This is a genomic window from Chryseobacterium sp. VD8, assembly GCF_037149975.1.
Lineage (GTDB): Bacteria > Bacteroidota > Bacteroidia > Flavobacteriales > Weeksellaceae > Chryseobacterium > Chryseobacterium indicum.
In genome coordinates this window covers 1-17,207 of record NZ_JBBCQL010000078.1, presented here as the reverse complement: position 1 = coordinate 17,207, position 17,207 = coordinate 1, and the positions used below count along the sequence as shown (strand labels likewise).

Annotated in this window: 11 protein-coding genes and 2 pseudogenes; 8 read left to right on the top strand and 5 right to left on the bottom strand. The window is 36.6% G+C overall.

What is annotated here, in order from left to right:
• Positions 1–470: pseudogene (locus WFK35_RS10685) on the bottom strand (MFS transporter); the annotation flags it as partial.
• Positions 471–647: 177 nt separating this feature from the next.
• On the opposite strand from WFK35_RS10685, the gene WFK35_RS10680 reads away from it, so the two are divergent.
• The 7 genes from WFK35_RS10680 (at position 648) to WFK35_RS10650 (ending at position 12,677) form a co-directional block, all read left to right on the top strand.
• The gene (locus WFK35_RS10680; RefSeq protein WP_336732628.1) at positions 648–3,548 is read left to right on the top strand and encodes a SusC/RagA family TonB-linked outer membrane protein; all 2,901 of its coding nucleotides are present in this window, start codon (positions 648–650) and stop codon (positions 3,546–3,548) included.
• Positions 3,549–3,559: 11 nt separating this feature from the next.
• Positions 3,560–5,119, top strand: coding sequence for a RagB/SusD family nutrient uptake outer membrane protein (locus WFK35_RS10675; protein WP_336732627.1), 1,560 nt, complete (start codon positions 3,560–3,562; stop codon positions 5,117–5,119).
• 18 nt (positions 5,120–5,137) lie between these two features.
• Positions 5,138–5,992 (top strand): hypothetical protein, encoded by an 855-nt coding sequence (locus WFK35_RS10670; RefSeq protein ID WP_336732626.1) that lies wholly within the window; start codon positions 5,138–5,140, stop codon positions 5,990–5,992.
• A 21-nt stretch (positions 5,993–6,013) separates the two neighbouring features.
• The gene (locus WFK35_RS10665) at positions 6,014–7,486 is read left to right on the top strand and encodes a glycoside hydrolase family 30 protein (RefSeq protein ID WP_336732625.1); all 1,473 of its coding nucleotides are present in this window, start codon (positions 6,014–6,016) and stop codon (positions 7,484–7,486) included.
• Between the two features lie 123 nt (positions 7,487–7,609).
• A complete protein-coding gene (bglX, locus tag WFK35_RS10660) occupies positions 7,610–9,832 on the top strand; it encodes a beta-glucosidase BglX (protein ID WP_336732624.1) in 2,223 nt (740 codons plus the stop codon).
• 496 nt (positions 9,833–10,328) lie between these two features.
• The gene (locus WFK35_RS10655) at positions 10,329–11,138 is read left to right on the top strand and encodes a glycoside hydrolase family 16 protein (protein WP_336732623.1); all 810 of its coding nucleotides are present in this window, start codon (positions 10,329–10,331) and stop codon (positions 11,136–11,138) included.
• Positions 11,139–11,237: 99 nt separating this feature from the next.
• Positions 11,238–12,677, top strand: coding sequence for a glycoside hydrolase family 30 protein (locus tag WFK35_RS10650; RefSeq protein ID WP_336732622.1), 1,440 nt, complete (start codon positions 11,238–11,240; stop codon positions 12,675–12,677).
• 68 nt (positions 12,678–12,745) lie between these two features.
• Here the strand turns inward: WFK35_RS10650 and WFK35_RS10645 are convergent, their stop codons facing one another.
• From WFK35_RS10645 to WFK35_RS10635, 3 genes are all read right to left on the bottom strand, one after another.
• On the bottom strand, positions 12,746–13,300 hold the full coding sequence (locus tag WFK35_RS10645) for an SMI1/KNR4 family protein (protein WP_336732621.1): 555 nt from the start codon (positions 13,298–13,300) through the stop codon (positions 12,746–12,748).
• Between the two features lie 83 nt (positions 13,301–13,383).
• Positions 13,384–14,193, bottom strand: a complete 810-nt coding sequence (locus WFK35_RS10640) for an enoyl-ACP reductase FabI (RefSeq protein ID WP_062670284.1) — start codon at positions 14,191–14,193, stop codon at positions 13,384–13,386.
• A 121-nt stretch (positions 14,194–14,314) separates the two neighbouring features.
• Positions 14,315–14,614 carry a hypothetical protein gene (locus tag WFK35_RS10635; RefSeq protein WP_336732620.1) on the bottom strand — a complete coding sequence of 100 codons (300 nt, stop codon included), beginning with the start codon at positions 14,612–14,614 and terminating at the stop codon, positions 14,315–14,317.
• 677 nt (positions 14,615–15,291) lie between these two features.
• Between WFK35_RS10635 and WFK35_RS10630 the strand changes: the two genes are divergently transcribed.
• Complete coding sequence (locus tag WFK35_RS10630; protein WP_336732619.1) at positions 15,292–16,665, top strand: hypothetical protein; 1,374 nt, start codon at positions 15,292–15,294, stop codon at positions 16,663–16,665.
• A 150-nt stretch (positions 16,666–16,815) separates the two neighbouring features.
• On the opposite strand, the pseudogene WFK35_RS10625 reads toward WFK35_RS10630, so the two are convergent.
• Positions 16,816–17,207 (bottom strand): annotated as a pseudogene (locus tag WFK35_RS10625) (phosphorylase); the annotation flags it as partial.

Below are 17,207 nucleotides of genomic sequence, written 5' to 3'. Positions count from 1 at the left end.
CTTGAAATAATCCATCCAATACCTATATTTACCACGAAAACACCGATCATGAAGGATGCTTCTACGCTGTTCATGATTTTTGCTAAAGATTTTTCGTCTGAAATATTGTTCCGGATAATTCCGAATACGCAAATTTTCCCGATCGCAAAACAAGCCCCGATAATGGCAAACCATAATTTATAAAACCAGAATACTTCCACGAAAGGCAAAATAAGAGAGCATATCCCAACAATTGTTAAAGCTGAAATCAGGGATTTTTTTGTTCCTGTTTTGCTGATAAAATTAACGGCAAAAAGTGAAATAAATGCAATGGGAAGATCCTTAAAAGACTCTAAAAAGCCAAGCTTATCATAAGTAATTTTTGCCTCCGAAAGCTGAAGAATTACAATGCCCATGCAGTTTAGCACCATAGAGAAAATTAGAAAAGTCAGTTTAAGCGGAAGCGATATTTTTGAGAGCTTGGTCGTCATTTTGGGGATGGATTTTATCTGTTTTTTTGAAATATTTGCTGTTTTTGAAGAAAAATTTATGCCTTCAAATGCCCAAAAATACAGGAAATATTAAAATAGTTATTAATAAAATGTTAAATAATTAAAAAAAAATATATTTTTATTGTCTCAATTTGAGAATTAAAAAACTAACTGTATATGAATGTAAGAATATCTAGAAGTTTAGGCATGGTTGCGGTGCTGTATTTCACTGCAAATTTCAGTGCCCAAAACACAAAGAACGACACCCTTCCAAAAGAACAGAAAATTGAGGAAGTAGTCATGATTGGTTATGGTACTCAGAAGAAGAGTAACGTTACGGGAGCCATCTCGAGTATCAAAGCAAGCGACATTGAGGCAATCCCAGCCGGAAAACCGGAGCAGGTTCTGCAAGGAAGAGCAGCAGGGGTAAATGTAATTTCTAACTCCGGTCAGCCGGGATCCAGTGCAACAATTAGAGTAAGAGGAGTTACCAGTTATTCCTCTAATAATGATCCGCTTTGGGTTGTCGACGGGATTGTGGTAGACGGAATCGGATGGTTAAGCCAAAGTGATATTGAAAGTATTGAAGTATTGAAAGACGGTGCTTCTTCTGCTATTTATGGAGTTTCTGCTGCAAGAGGGGTTATTTTGGTGACTACTAAAAAGGGAAAAAAAGGAAAACTTACCTTATCTTACAACGGTTTCTACGGGGTGAGCAATGCTGCAAGAAAACTTGATCTTCTTGATGCTACACAATATGCTACCGTCATCAATGAAGGTTTTGCAAATGACGGACAAGCTGTAAGATTTCAAAATCCTGCATCATTAGGAAAAGGAACCGATTGGCAGAATGAAATTTTCGGAACCGGAGCGAGACAGAACCACGAGGTAAGTATACAAGGTGGAAACGAAAAATCTACTTACTTTGCGTCATTTGGATATTATGATCAGACAGGTATCGTAATGAGCGATATTTCTTATTACAAAAGATTAACAGGACGTTTAAATTCAACTCATAAAGTAACAGACTGGCTTACTTTGGGGCAAACTTTTGCCTATACCAACCAAAAAAACCAAGGGATTAATGCTAACGGTGAGTTTGGAGGTCCTCTAAGTTCTGCAGTGAATTTGGACCCCATCACTCCTGTTGTGGTAACAGATTGGTCACAGGTAAATCCTGCTTTATATACCAATCAATATATCGTAAGAGATGAAAATGGAAATCCATACGGAATTTCGCCTTATGTGAACCAGGAAATGTCTAACCCAAGAGCTTTCAGATATACACAATTAGGAAACAATAACTGGTCAGACGATTTTATTGCTAATGTATTTGCAGAAGTGAAATTTTTAAATCATTTTACATTTAAATCTTCATTAAACGGTAAAAAAGCATATTGGGGAAGCCAGAATTTCACTCCACTTTTCTATTTAAGTGCAACATACAGCAATTTAGTTCTAAACAGCTTAAGCCGTACGACTCAAAAGAAATTTGAATGGAGTTTTGAAAACACATTGAATTACCAGAATAAATTTGGAGATCATAGCCTGAATGTACTTTTGGGAACAGGATACTATGATTATAATATTGGAAATGGACAAACCGTTACCCATAAGGGTCTTCCGATCAGCAGCTATGAAGAAGCTTCTTTCAACTTTGAAGTTCCTTTGGCAAATCAGACTTCCTCAGCATGGGATAATCAGGAATGGAACAAAGCTTCTTATTTCGGACGTTTAATTTATGATTTTAAAAATAAATACTTATTTACAGGTACATTAAGATATGATGGTTCTTCGTTGTTTGGGGCAAATCATCATTGGGGTGTATTCCCTTCATTCTCTTTAGGATGGAATGTGGATAAAGAAAATTTCTGGCCGGAAAATAACGTCGTGAATAGTTTAAAATTCCGTGGAGGCTACGGAACTTTAGGGAACGATGGTATCGAAGCATATAAATTTTCAAAATTCTATGTCTCAGGAGCTAACTATACCAGTGGATCAGGAGGTGTATTAATCGGTTATTTGCAAAATGGACTGGAAAATAAAGATCTGAAATGGGAAACGACCACACAAACCAATATTGCAGCAGATTTACGACTTTTCAAAAACTTTACTTTAACAGTTGATGTTTATAACAAAAAAACATCAGATATTCTACGACCTGTTCAGATTCCGGGGTATGTAGGAGTTACAGGATCTTATATTGCCAATATTGGAGACATGAGCAATAAGGGGGTTGAAGTAGAATTTGGCTACAAGAAAAACTGGAACGATTTCACGGTTTCTGTAAATACTAATTTCGCATACAATAAAAACGAAGTTTTATCACTCGAAAAGGGAACGAAATATTTGGACGGAGCAGGCTTCCAATCCATGGGACCTATACAAAGGATTGTTGTAGGGGACGCTTATAACTCTTTCTATGGATTTAAAACTTTAGGGGTTTTCCAAAATCAGGCGCAGATTGATTCATATGTAAACTCTAAAGGACAATTGCTTCAGACAGATGCAAAACCCGGAGATTTTATCTGGGCAGACTCAAATGGTGATGGGGTAATCAATGATTTGGATAAAGTGAATTTGGGTAGTTCAATTCCAAAATATAATTATGGAGCTACTTTAAATCTGAGCTATAAAAACTGGGATTTTATGGTATTCGGACAGGGTGCCGGAGGAAACAAAATCTTTCAGGGTTTAAGAAGACTGGATATGTTAGATGCTAATTATCAAACCAAAATCTTAGACAGATGGACAGGAGAAGGTTCTACAAATGAAAATCCAAGATTAACAAGAGCAGACGCAAACAAAAACTACTCAAGACTATCTGACTGGTATCTGCAAAAAGGAGACTATTTCAGAATTAAATTGATTCAGTTAGGCTATACGCTGCCTCAGAATGTTACCCAAAACTTTGGGGTTAACAAGCTGAGATTTTATGTAACTGCCGAAAACCTGGTTACTTTTACAAAATATACCGGGTACGATCCGGAAATTGCGGCAGGAGATTCTTTTGGAATAGACAGAGCATTTTATCCGCAGGCAAGAACCTTTATGTTGGGAGCTAATATAACTTTCTAATTTTTAGTACAATGAAAAACAAATTTTTAAAAATATCAATAGCAGCTTCATTTTTAGTGAGTGTATCTACTCTTAATGTAGCCTGTAACAACGACACTTTAGAAGAAAAAGAATACAAAGGTGCATTCGCCGGAGATAATTTTTTCAGAAATGAGCAGGAATGCTTTTTTGGTCTTGTAGGTACGTACGACGTAATGAGAAAATATGCAGGCGGGTTTGAAAATATGGTCACTTTTTTCAATGCAGCTTCAGATGATTTCTATGCAGGAGGCGGTAGTGCTACAGACGGAGCAGGTATTCAGGGAGCTTCAAATTTTCAGATTAATCCAACTACAATGCCTGCAAGCTATTGGAAAGATTATTACCAGGGTATTGCAAGAGCCAATGCTCTTATCCTAAATGCTCCTAATGCCTCAATGAATGAAACTTTGAAGCAACGCTTTATTGCAGAGGCAAAAACTCTTCGGGCAATGTATTATTTTGATTTGTTGAGGGTTTTCGGGAATATTCCTCTAATTTTAAAACCATTTGAAGCAACAGACGATTTTTATAATATTCCGCAAGTTGCACCTACACAGGTTTATGCTCAAATAGAAAAAGATCTGACCGAAGCTTTGCCAAATCTTCCGATGACGGTAAGTGGAGAAGAGAAAGGTAGATTAACGCAAGGGGCGGCAAAAGCTCTTTTAGGTAAAGTGTATCTATATCAAAATAAAAAAGCTCTGGCTGCCGCACAATTTGCAGATGTAAATGGAACACCGGGCGGAACCAGTCAATATGGATATAAACTGTTGTCAAGTTATGATGATCTTTGGAAAGCAGGCGTAGCACTTGGTGGTACTCCAGATCCTTATGAATTTACATCAGAATCTATTATTGAAGCATCCCATAGTGACCAGGGAAAATCTGACTGGGGCTTTTGGGGACAAGGCAAGGATGAAGGAAATTCTATTTGCGTTATGAGTGCACCAAGATCTTATAACAGAATTAGTCAGACAAATCCTGCTAATAATGCTCCGGATATCGTCTCAGGTTGGGCATTTAATACAGTTACAACAGATCTGTTTAATTTTATGCAGAGTGATCCGCGTGTAAATGCTACTATTCTAAATATGAATGCGTTAAAAGCGCAAGGTAAGGCAGATTATGCACCGGCTTATAAGGATACGGGATATTTTCTTAATAAATTTATGCCTACATCCGATAAAAAATCAACTTTAGGTGTTACCGAACTGAATTATCGTCAAAATTATATGGTGATAAGATTAGCAGATACCTATCTAATGGAAGCAGAAGCTCTTAACGGTACAGGTTCACGAGCTCAGGCATTACTGGATGCGGTAAGAGCAAGAGTTGGTTTAGCTTCAGTTCCTGTTTCTATGCAGGCAATTAAAGACGAGAGAAGAAGAGAACTTGCAGGTGAAGGACATCGTTTTTTTGATCTTGTAAGATGGGGAGAAGCTTCTACAAAATTGGCTTCCAAAGGTTTTGTAGCAGGTAAAAATGAAATTATGCCGATACCTCTTACAGAACTTACAGGAACTATTTTGAAACAAAATCCTGGATATTAATTAAATACAATTAAAAACATGATAACTAAATATATAAATAAAAGTCTTTTATTGGCATCATCAGTTTTTTTCTTGACAAACTGTACGCCGGATAGTGTTGATGGTGATGGAAACGGTATTTCTCAGGGAGCTTTAGAAGCTTCTTTTAAAGTAACTAAAACATCGGAGAATCACTATTTACTGAAAAGAAATTACAATAATTATATTAATTCAAGCTGGAATATAGATGATGACGGCTATAATAATGGCAAAGGTGAACAGAATCTTTTTCTGCCGGATGCGGGAACTTATGTGATTCAGCATCAGGCGGTAGGTATTGGTGGAGTTGTCGGAGGAACTGCCAGTGAAACAATTGTTGTCCCAACTTCAGACCCGATTTCCGGAAATATGATTCAGGGAGGAAGATTCGATACACCTGATGAAGTTGCAAAATGGTCTATTCATAAAATCAGTGCTTCAGGGGCTCAATGGGTTTTTGCTAACGGTAAAGCTACAATTGTTGCAAGTGGAAGCAGTCAGCAAGGTATTTATCAGGCTGTGAATGTTGTGGCAGGACAGAAATATTCCATCGATATGGTAGCTTCCTCTGATACACCTTTAGTGAATACATGGTTCGAGGTTTACGTTCTAAATACGGCTCCGGTGACGGGACAGGATGTAGGGGGAACAGTTTACAGAAACATCAACACTTGGGATGGTTGTGGAACAAGCAAATTCAAAGGAAAAGTTTCGTCTGTCGGATGCAACGGATCGAAGAATGGCGGAATTTACACAGCTACAACAACAGGAACCGTTTATTTGGAAATTAAGTGTGGAGGAGGTACTGTTAATAGCCTTAGTATTGATAAAGTTGAATTCCGTAGAACTCAATAATCTTCACACAATTAAATTGATATGAAATTACAATATTCATATAGTTTCGTACTTAGAAGTGCTGCACTTTGCGGTGTAGCGCTTCTTTCTTTTTTAAACTGCAGCAGTACCTCTTCGGATTTATCCAATAATACAGATAACTCCGGAAACAGCGGTAACGGAGGAAATACTTCCGGAGATCCGGTACAGGTGTGGTTAACGAAAGGAGATCAGACCGTGAAACTACAACAGCAGGGAACCTCTTATTTCTCAGGAACTTCAGCAGCCGGAACTACCATTGAAGTAGATGGCTCACAAATGTTTCAGACAATAGATGGATTCGGATATACACTTACAGGAGGAAGCGTACAGGTAATCAATCAGCTGAGTGCGACAAAAAAACAGGAACTTTTGAATGATCTGTTCAGTGCTTCCGGAATTGGAGTAAGTTATTTAAGAATCAGTATTGCTGCTTCGGATCTCAACAGCGAAGTTTTTTCGTATGACGATATGCCGACCGGACAGACTGATCCTACGCTTGCTCAATTCAGCTTAACCAAAGATCAGGCTTTGATTCAGATGCTGAAAGATATTCTGATGATTAATCCGAATATCAAAATTTTAGCAACACCTTGGTCGCCACCTGTTTGGATGAAAGACAACGGAAACACAATGGGGGGAAGTTTAAAATCTGAATATTATGCGGCGTATGCGCAATATTTCGTAAAATACATTCAGGCAATGCAGGCTCAGGGAATCAGAATTGATGCCATCACCCCTCAAAACGAGCCATTGCATCCGGGAAATAACCCAAGTATGTATATGTCGGCAGGAGATCAGGCAACTTTTATCAAGAATAATTTAGGTCCCGCTTTTCAGACGGCAAATATTTCTACCAAGATCATTGCTTATGATCACAATTGCGACAATCCGGCGTATCCTTTGGCGGTATTAAATGATACAGCGGCAAATCCTTATGTAGACGGATCGGCTTTCCATTTGTATGCAGGAGATATTTCGGCTTTGGGAACAGTACATAATCTATTCCCGAATAAAAACGTCTATTTTACAGAACAGTGGACCAGTTCTACCGGTGCTTTTTCAGGAGATTTGGATTGGCACATGAAAAATGTTATCATCGGATCCATGAGAAACTGGAGCAGAAATGCTTTAGAGTGGAATGTAGCCAATGATGCTTCATTCGGACCACACACTCCGGGTGGATGTACCCAATGTAAAGGGGCAATTACGGTAAACGGAAGCGCAGGTTATGACAAAAATGTAGCATACTATATTATCGCTCACGCTTCAAAATTTGTTCCGGCAAACTCCCAGAGAATTGCTTCTACACAGTCAGATAACCTTTCCACAGTAGCTTTTAAAACTCCGGCAGGAAAAACAGTATTAATTGTTCAGAACAGCAACTCTACAGATAAGGCATTCAACATAAAATATAATCAGAAGACAGTTTCGGTAAGTATGCCGGGAATTTCTACAGCGACTTATATTTTTTAAGACAAATATATCTGTTAAAATTTGTAATGATTGAAAACTTTTTGTTCTTTGTTAAATAAATTCATCCTGAACTTCAGGTTAAGAAAAGTAGACAAAAGGACAGATAATTAAAATTAGATTAAAATGAAGAGAGTTTATTTCTTATTGGCAGTTACAGCATTTGGAATCAATACATTCGCACAAAAGACAATTGATCAGAAAGTTTCAGAACTTTTGTCTAAAATGACGTTAGAAGAAAAAGTGGGACAGCTTGTTCAGTATTCAGGATTTGAATACGCAACAGGTCCGCAAAATTCCAATTCTGCAAGTGTTCTCAATGAAATAAAACAGGGAAAAGTAGGCTCAATGCTGAACGTTGCGGGAGCCGGAGAAACCAGAAAATTTCAGGAATTAGCTTTACAGTCGAGGCTAAAAATTCCTTTATTATTCGGACAGGATGTTATTCACGGATACCGAACAACATTTCCTGTGAATTTAGGTCAGGCAGCGAGCTGGGATTTAAAACTAATTGAAAAATCCGAAAGAATTGCAGCAACAGAAGCTTCGGCTTATGGAATTCACTGGACGTTTGCACCGATGGTCGACATTGCAAGAGATCCGAGATGGGGAAGAGTAATGGAAGGTTCTGGGGAAGATACTTATTTGGGAACCCAGATCGGTCTAGCCAGAATCCGTGGTTTTCAGGGAAAAGGTCTTGGAAATCTGGATGCGATTATGGCTTGTGCAAAACATTTCGCAGCGTACGGAGCAGCAGTGGGCGGAAGAGACTACAATTCTGTTGATATGAGTTTAAGACAGTTGAACGAAACCTATCTTCCTCCTTTCAAAGCAGCGGCTGAAGCCGGAGTAGCAACATTCATGAACTCTTTTAATGACATCAACGGAATTCCGGCAACGGCAAACAAATACATTTTAAGAGACTTATTAAAAGGGAAATGGAATTATAAAGGTTTTGTGGTTTCAGACTGGGGAAGTATCGGCGAAATGGTTCCTCACGGTTACGCAAAAGACAATAAAGAAGCGGCGGAAAAAGCAATTATTGCAGGAAGCGATATGGATATGGAAAGTCGCGCTTATATGGCAGAACTTCCCAATCTGGTTAAAGAAGGGAAAGTAGATCCGAAGCTGATTGATGGTGCCGCAAAAAGAATTTTGGTTAAAAAATTCGAAATGGGATTGTTTGACGATCCTTACCGTTTCAGCAGTGAAAAAAGACAGCAGGAACAGACCAACAATCAGGAAAACAGAAAATTCGGAAGAGAATTTGGATCAAAAAGCATTGTTTTGCTTAAAAATGAGAAAAATATTTTACCTCTTTCAAGATCTGTAAAAACGGTTGCTTTAATTGGTCCTTTCGGAAAAGAAACTTCTGCCAACCACGGATTTTGGTCGGTTGCTTTTAAAGATGATAACCAGAGAATTGTAACGCAGTTTGACGGAATTAAAAATCAATTAGATAAAAATTCAACATTACTTTATGCAAAAGGAGCAAATGTTGACGATCAGGATAGATCCATGTTTGCGGAAGCGGTAGAAACAGCAAAAAAAGCAGATGTCGTAATCATGACTTTAGGAGAAGGTCATGCGATGAGTGGTGAAGCAAAGAGCAGAAGCAACATCCATTTTTCCGGAGTTCAGGAAGATCTTTTGAAAGAAATTGCAAAAACAGGAAAGCCGATTGTTTTGATGATCAACGCGGGAAGACCTTTGGTGTTCGATTGGGCAGCAGACAATATTCCGGCAATCATGTACACTTGGTGGCTGGGAACCGAAGCCGGAAACTCTATTGCCGATGTTATTTTCGGAACGGTAAATCCGGGCGGAAAACTTCCGATGACGTTTCCTAGAATGGAGGGACAAATTCCGGTTTATTACAATCATTACAACACCGGAAGACCTGCAAAAAACAATACCGATAGAAACTACGTTTCGGCATACATTGATCTTGATAATGATCCGAAATTTCCGTTTGGCTATGGTTTAAGCTATACGCAGTTTAAATATTCTGATATGAATTTAAGCTCAAATAATCTTAAAGGAAATCAGACATTAAACATTAGTGTAAATGTTACCAACAGTGGAAATTACGATGGGGAAGAAGTGGTGCAGTTATACATCAGAGATTTGTTCGGAAAAGTGGTAAGACCTGTGAAGGAACTAAAAGGTTTCCAGAAAGTTTTCATTAAAAAAGGAGAAACAAAAACCATCAGTTTCAGTTTAACTCCTGAAAATCTGAAATTTTACGACGACCAGCTTAATTACGACTGGGAAGGTGGTGAATTTGACATTATGGTGGGAACCAATTCTAAAAATGTTCAGACAAAAAGAATTAATTGGACAAAATAATATTACTTTTTTACTTACTAAGAGCGGGATAAAACCCGCTTTTGGTGGTAGAAGAATGAATGTTTTTTATAAAGATATTAGTTAAACACAATGTTTGTCATTCTGAAAGAATCTAAATAATACTTACAGAAATTCTTCCCGCATGACAGACTTTGAAAATAATTAAATTAACTTTTAAACATATTGTTGTCATTCAGAATGAAGCAATGCGGAGTGAAGAATCTAAATGACCAACATTTAAAATAGATTCCTCGTTCCTCAGAATGACAAGTGTTGAGAATAAATTAAATAATAATTAAATCTTAATCTAGAATTTTTAACGCAAAGATTAAAAAACGAATTATTTTAAGGAGGCAAAGAAGAATCAGCAAAGCTGATTTGATGAAGCTAACGTTTATCATAATGCTTCATCAGTGATTGGTCGCAATCTTTGCTCACTGAACATTTTGTAATTAATAAATCTTTGCGTTAAAATATAAACCTAAAACATTAAACTTTGAAAATAAACCTTCAACATATTTTCCATTTCATCATCGGAGGAACTCTCGTTTTTTCAACAGTACATTGTGCTTCAAACAAACCAGATTCCAGCAGAAAGTTAATCTGGAGTGATGAATTTAATTATAAAGGATTGCCTGATTCTACGAAATGGAATTACGATGTCGGAGGAGACGGTTACGGCAATAATGAAGCTCAGTTTTACACAAAAAACCGTCCGGAAAATGCAAGAGTTGAAAACGGAAATTTAATCATTGAAGCCAGAAAAGAAAACTGGGAAAAGAATAAATATACTTCTGCAAGATTATTGACGAGAGGTAAATTTTCCTTTCAGTACGGGACTGTTGAGGTTCGTGCCAAACTCCCAAAAGGTCGCGGAACATGGCCTGCGATCTGGATGATGAGTGAAGACATGAAAAAATGGCCCGATGACGGAGAACTGGATATCATGGAACATGTAGGATTTAATCAGGGATACATTCATGCCTCAGTTCATACCAAAAAGTATAACCATATCATAGGAACTCAAAAAACGGATACTTTGATTGTGAAAGATGCGAGTGAGAAGTTTCATGTATACAAAGCAAACTGGACGCCGGAGAAAATTGATGTTTATATTGATGATCAGAAATTTTTCACGTATGAAAACAAAGAAAAAATGTATGAAGCATGGCCTTTTGATCAGCCGTATTTTATCATTCTGAATCTTGCAGTCGGCGGTTTCTGGGGTGGAAAAGAAGGAATTGATGATACCATTTTTCCTCAAAAATATGAGATCGATTACGTAAGAGTTTATCAGAATAAATAAAATATAGGACCCAAAATTCCCCTCCTTTGGAGGGGTGGATAAATTTTCAAAGAAAATTTAGACGGGGTGGTTTAATATAAAAAATAAGAAAAGATAATAATGAAGAGATTAATTGTAAGTTGCTTGGTTGTCGGTTTGACTTTCAATGCCAACGCGCAAAGCTACTGGAAGAAAAATGCAGGTAAAACGGCAAAAGTTTTCCTTACCAATTCCAAAACCAACGAAAAGATGGTGGATAAAGGCACGGTAAAATTCGAGAAATTTGGTCAGCCTAAGGAAACGGATGCCTGTATTTTTGTAGATCCAGACTTTAAATATCAGAAGTTAATAGGAATCGGCGGTGCAATTACGGATGCTTCCGCAGAAACTTTTTACAAACTTCCGAAAGATAAGCAGAAAGAAATTATTGAAGCCTATTACGGAAAAAATGGTTTGGGATACACCGTTGTGCGTACCAATATGAATTCGTGTGATTTCTCAAGCGATTCTTACACCTATGTTCAGGAAAACGATAATTCGTTAAAATCCTTTACTGTTTCGCATGATGAAAAGTATAAAATTCCGATGATTAAAGAAGCGCAAAAGTCAATCGGAAAAGATTTTACCTTTTATTTTTCACCGTGGAGTCCTCCGTCTTGGATGAAGTCAAACAAAAATATGCTGAAAGGAGGAAGGCTGGAAAATTCTTTCTATCAGACTTGGGCAGATTATTATATTAAATTCATTAAAGAATACGAAAAAAGAGGAATCAATGTTTGGGGACTGACAGTTCAGAACGAACCGATGGCAACGCAGACGTGGGAGTCGTGTATTTATTCTGCGGAAGAAGAAGGGGAGTTTCTTAAAAATAATTTAGGTCCGACTCTTTGGAAAAATGGTTTCAAGGATAAAAAAGTGATGATCTGGGATCATAACCGCGATTTGATTTACCAGAGAGCAACGACAACGCTCAGCGATCCCGAAACGTCAAAATACGCATCAGGAATCGGCTATCACTGGTACGAAACATGGAACAACAAAACCCAGCTTTTTGATAATCTGACAGAAACTCAGAGAGCTTTTCCGGATAAGTTTTTAGCTTTTACCGAAGGCTGCAAAGAGCAGTTTGATATGTCTAAAATTTATGAAGTGAGTTTAGGCGAATTATACGGAAGAAATATGATCAACGATTTCAATAAAGGAACGGCTTTATGGACGGACTGGAATGTTCTTCTGGATGAAACAGGCGGACCAAACCATGTTGGAAATTTCTGTTTTGCGCCGATCATTGCAGATACTAAAACCGGTGAAGTTCATTATACCTATGAATATTATTATGTAGGGCATGTTTCGAAATTCATTAAACCAAAAGCGGTCAGAATCGGAACTTCGTCCAACAGAGCTGCATTAACTTCAACCACTTTCATGAATGAAAACGGACAGTTGGTAACGGTTATCATGAATGATACGGATAACGATATCGATACAAATCTGTGGATCGAAGGAATGGCTGCAAAATTATCGGCTCCCGCGCATTCTATACAGACTGTAATTTTATAGACTTCATATTATATTTTTATTATTTAGAATCGGCGGCATCGAAGATGCCGCCGATTTTGTTTTATATATTATTCAACAATAAATCTTTTTGGATATCCGTCAATATTTCTGATTCTAAAAAATTCATAAAAATCAATGTTATCTTTAGCTTCATAAAAAGCGATTAATTTAGTAAGAAAAGATTCTAAGCTGCCGGAAATGATATTCCTGTCATTATCGGCATGCCAGAATTCAATTAATTGATTTTTCTGTCCGGTAAAAATTCCTTTTACATCATAACAAATGCTGTCTCCTCCGCCATTTTGAAAAATAGGAATCCAGTTTTCATTCCACCAGTTTTCAATTTCGAAATCGGTTCCGATCATCATATTTAATTCGGATGCATCAAAAAGAGCCTGATTTAAAGGAATAAACATGCAATTGTTTACAAAAGAATCATAGCAATTCATATTTTGTCCGTTTTTCCATTTGTAAAGTATTCGCAAATCTGTTGGAATTTCCAATTTATAGTAATCTTCTAATGTATCTATCTGTTCATCTGTGAGAGGATTATTCAATTGAGAATAAAATTCAGGTCTTAAGACTTGCAGATATTGATCTAATTTTTCAATTGTTTCATCCATTATGAATGTTATATTAAATTAAAAATATAAAAAAGCCGAAACAATTTTGCTCCGGCTTGATATATTGATTAAATAATTTTAGATTATTCAGCATCATATTTACTGATCACTCTCTGAGTTACCCCGGAACTGCTGAAACCTCCGTCATGGAAAAGATTCTGCATCGTTACTTTTTTCGTAAGATCAGAGAATAAAGTTACACAGTAATCTGCACACTCAAGAGCTGTTGCGTTTCCTAGCGGAGACATATCTTCTGCATATCCAAGGAAACCTCCGAAACCTTTAACACCACTTCCGGCAGTTGTCATTGTAGGAGACTGAGAAACTGTATTTACACGAACTTTTCTTTCACCCCAATAGTTTCCGAAAGTTCTTGCAATGCTTTCAAGATAAGCTTTGTTGTCGGACATATCATTATAATCCGGGAATGTTCTCTGTGCAGCAATATAAGTAAGCGCCAAAATACTTCCCCATTCATTCATACAGTCTTTTTCCCATGCCACTCTCATTACTTTGTGGAAAGAAACAGCGGAGATATCCCAGCCTTTCTCTAACCAGTCGTAGTTCATTTCTGTATAATGTTTTCCTTTTCTAACGTTGATAGACATTCCGATAGAGTGAAGGATGAAATCGATTTTACCGAATTTGGCAACAGCAGCATCAAAAAGTTTTTCAAGATCCTCAATAGAAGTAGCATCTGCACCAATTACTTCAGATCCTGTTTTCTCTGCTAAACCGTTAAGTTCTCCCATTCTCAAAGCAATAGGAGCGTTAGACAAAATAAATTCAGCACCTTCTTCATGACATCTTTCTGCAACTTTCCATGCGATCGATTGTTCATTAAGGGCTCCAAAAATAATTCCCTTTTTGCCTTTAAGTAAACCGTATGACATAATTTTTTAATGTTTATTATTATACAAATGTAGCAATATTTGTGTTTAGTACATAATAAAAAACGGAGCCTTCTGTAAAAAGACTCCGTTTTTCTTGAAAATATTTATATGACTGAAATTTTTAATTCGTTTTCTTGTTCCATTCTGCTTTTACATCTTCTGCTGCATCTTTTGTTTTTTCCCATGCATCATTGGCTTTATCTTTAACATCATCCCATGCATCAGCAAAATTATTTTTTACTCTGTCCAGCCAGTCTTCATGTCTCGCTTCTTCATCATTGTTTCTTTTTTCACTAATATAATCTTTGGCTCTGTCTGCCAATTCCTCTACTTTCCATTTTGCATTGTCTGCAGCATCTTTTAACGAGTTTTTTGTGTTATCTACTGCGTTTTCTGCTTTGTTGTATTCTGAATTGTTCATAATGTGATATTTGTTTGTGTGATTATAATTGAACAAGAACCATTCCTAAAATTTTTTCTGATTGTTAAAATTTTCATAAACTTTAATTGATATAAAAGCTATTGTTGTTAACCTTTAATTTGTGCAGAAAATACGATATGATCATTTTTCAGATGAAGTTCTTTAAGTCATTAATATGATACTATAAATAAAAACTTAGTAATACTTAATGCATATTAGATATTCATATTATTTTATATAGATTAATTTTTTAATATTCAACTAAATCATCACCATTAGCTTTATAAATGAAATGTATTTATATTTTCTATTATAATAAACTGAAATCATTGAAAAATACTATAAATCCTTTTATTCATCGAAGTTTAGGTAAGCTTGTCTTCAATAGGTAGTGATAAATTATGTTTTATTCATTATTACATGTTTTTTTTTGATAAATATTTAAATAAATTACTATTCAAAAAAAATCGAATTCCTCATTTGTCTACTATTTAAAGGGTTTTTTCTATAGAATAAATTCTATATTAATCTTCAATAAACTGTGATTAAAAGACACTTTTTATAGTAATTATTCACTATTTAGTGTTAAGTTGCTGAATTGTCAAAAATATTTGCTTTTTATTAAAAATTATTATATTTGTGGTATCAAACTGATAGCTATTTAACAAAAACTAGAAATGCAGAGACATTCGAAATTTAAAATCTTATTTACAGGCTTATTTTTTGCAAGCTTTAATTTTTCACAGGCTCAGGTTGGGATAGGAACCCCTTCACCAAAACCTTCTGCCATGTTGGAAATTAATTCTAATAACAAAGGTGTACTATTTCCAAGTGTTGCCTTAAATTCCGATACGGATAATACCACAATTGTTTCTCCCGCTGATGGACTTATTGTATGGAATAACGGACAGGCCGGATTAGTGGAGACTGGCTTTTTCTACTGGAATAATGCAAAATGGAATATGCTTTCTATTGCAGGAAGCCAAATCAATCCAATTATTCCCGGAGGAGGAGACGGCTGGAATGATACCGCAACCAACAGCGGAAACAATGGAGGATCAAATACCAATCTTGCTTTAGGAACCAACACCTATGATGACCTTGTTTTTAAAGTTAATTCTGTAAAAATGGGAAGGCTGGGTGTAGACAACTCCGTAAGTTTAGGCCCAATGGCAAATGCCGGACAGAATGGTATTTCAATCGGAACTTCAAGTTCTGCTTATCAGGGAGTTTCTATCGGAAATGAAGCTTCTGTAGGGGCAAATGACGGTTTGGCAGTAGGAAACAAAGCAACAGCAGCAGCATTCAAATCAAATGCAATCGGCTATAATGCCAAAACCAATAAAAACGAATCCACAGCAATCGGGAATAATTCTTTAGCGGACGGATTTCAGTCTACGGCAATCGGATATAATTCCAAAACAACAGCTAACGAATCATCTGCATTGGGAAACAATTCATTCGCGGCAGGATTTCAATCAGTAGCATTAGGTTACAATGCGAAAACAAATTCCAACAGCGAAACTGCGGTTGGATTCAATACGGTCACAAACGGACAGAATTCCACCGCAATAGGTTCCGGAGCTTCTGCAACAGGACAAAATTCCACAGCCATTGGTTACAACACTACAACAAGTCAGTATAACGCTATATCTATCGGAAACAGCAGCGCAAACGTAGGAATAGGAACAAGTACACCGAATACTACAGCAAGATTAGACGTTAACGGGCAATATAAGCTTGGAAGTAAAGGAACTGTAAACAAAAACCAGATCAGTTTTGAAGTCTGGCCAAGTGTTTCAATTAATAATCTCCCTTCAGGAAAATCTACTACAATGGATTTTGCAATTCCGCCAGCGATGCTGCCAAGCTCAACAAGAGCAACAATTGTAGTGAGTCCGGCTCCGGATTTCGCAGGAAACGCATCGTTTTCTATTTCTAATCCGAGAATGACTTCAACTTCTTCTATTACAATTAATCTTACCAATATTTCAGGAAACGCAGAAAGCTTGTATTCTTCACATTTCTACGTCACGATTAATGAATTTTAACAGAATTAAATAATAAAATGCGTCACTTCGTACAGATTGAAAAAATCTTCAGAAGTTTTCTTTAATGGTTATAAAGAAAGGATCTCATCAACGAGATCCTTTTAACTTTTATCAATGTTGAAATTTATAATAGCAGAGTCATTTATTTCGTTATTTAATGATTCTTTCCAATACCCATTCGATAAGATTTTTCTCGGAAGCATGATGATCTGCAGAAAATTCTCCGCGTCTTCTGTTGGCAATTACATTATTTACAGTAATTGCTTTATGACCTAAAAGTTTAGACAATGCATAAATCGCAGAAGTTTCCATTTCAAAATTTGTTACGCCAAGATCGTTCAGAGTTTCTAGAAATTTATCATCAACAGCTTTCAGACGTAATTGTCTTCCCTGTGGAGCGTAAAAACCGGGGAAAGTAGCGGTATTCCCATGATATTTTGCGTCTTTGTATAATTCTCCCAATTCTTCCGCCCAGTCTGCAAAATAAAGCATTGGTTTGATTTTCGGGTAAGGAAACTTTTCTGTAAAGTTTTTGGAAAATT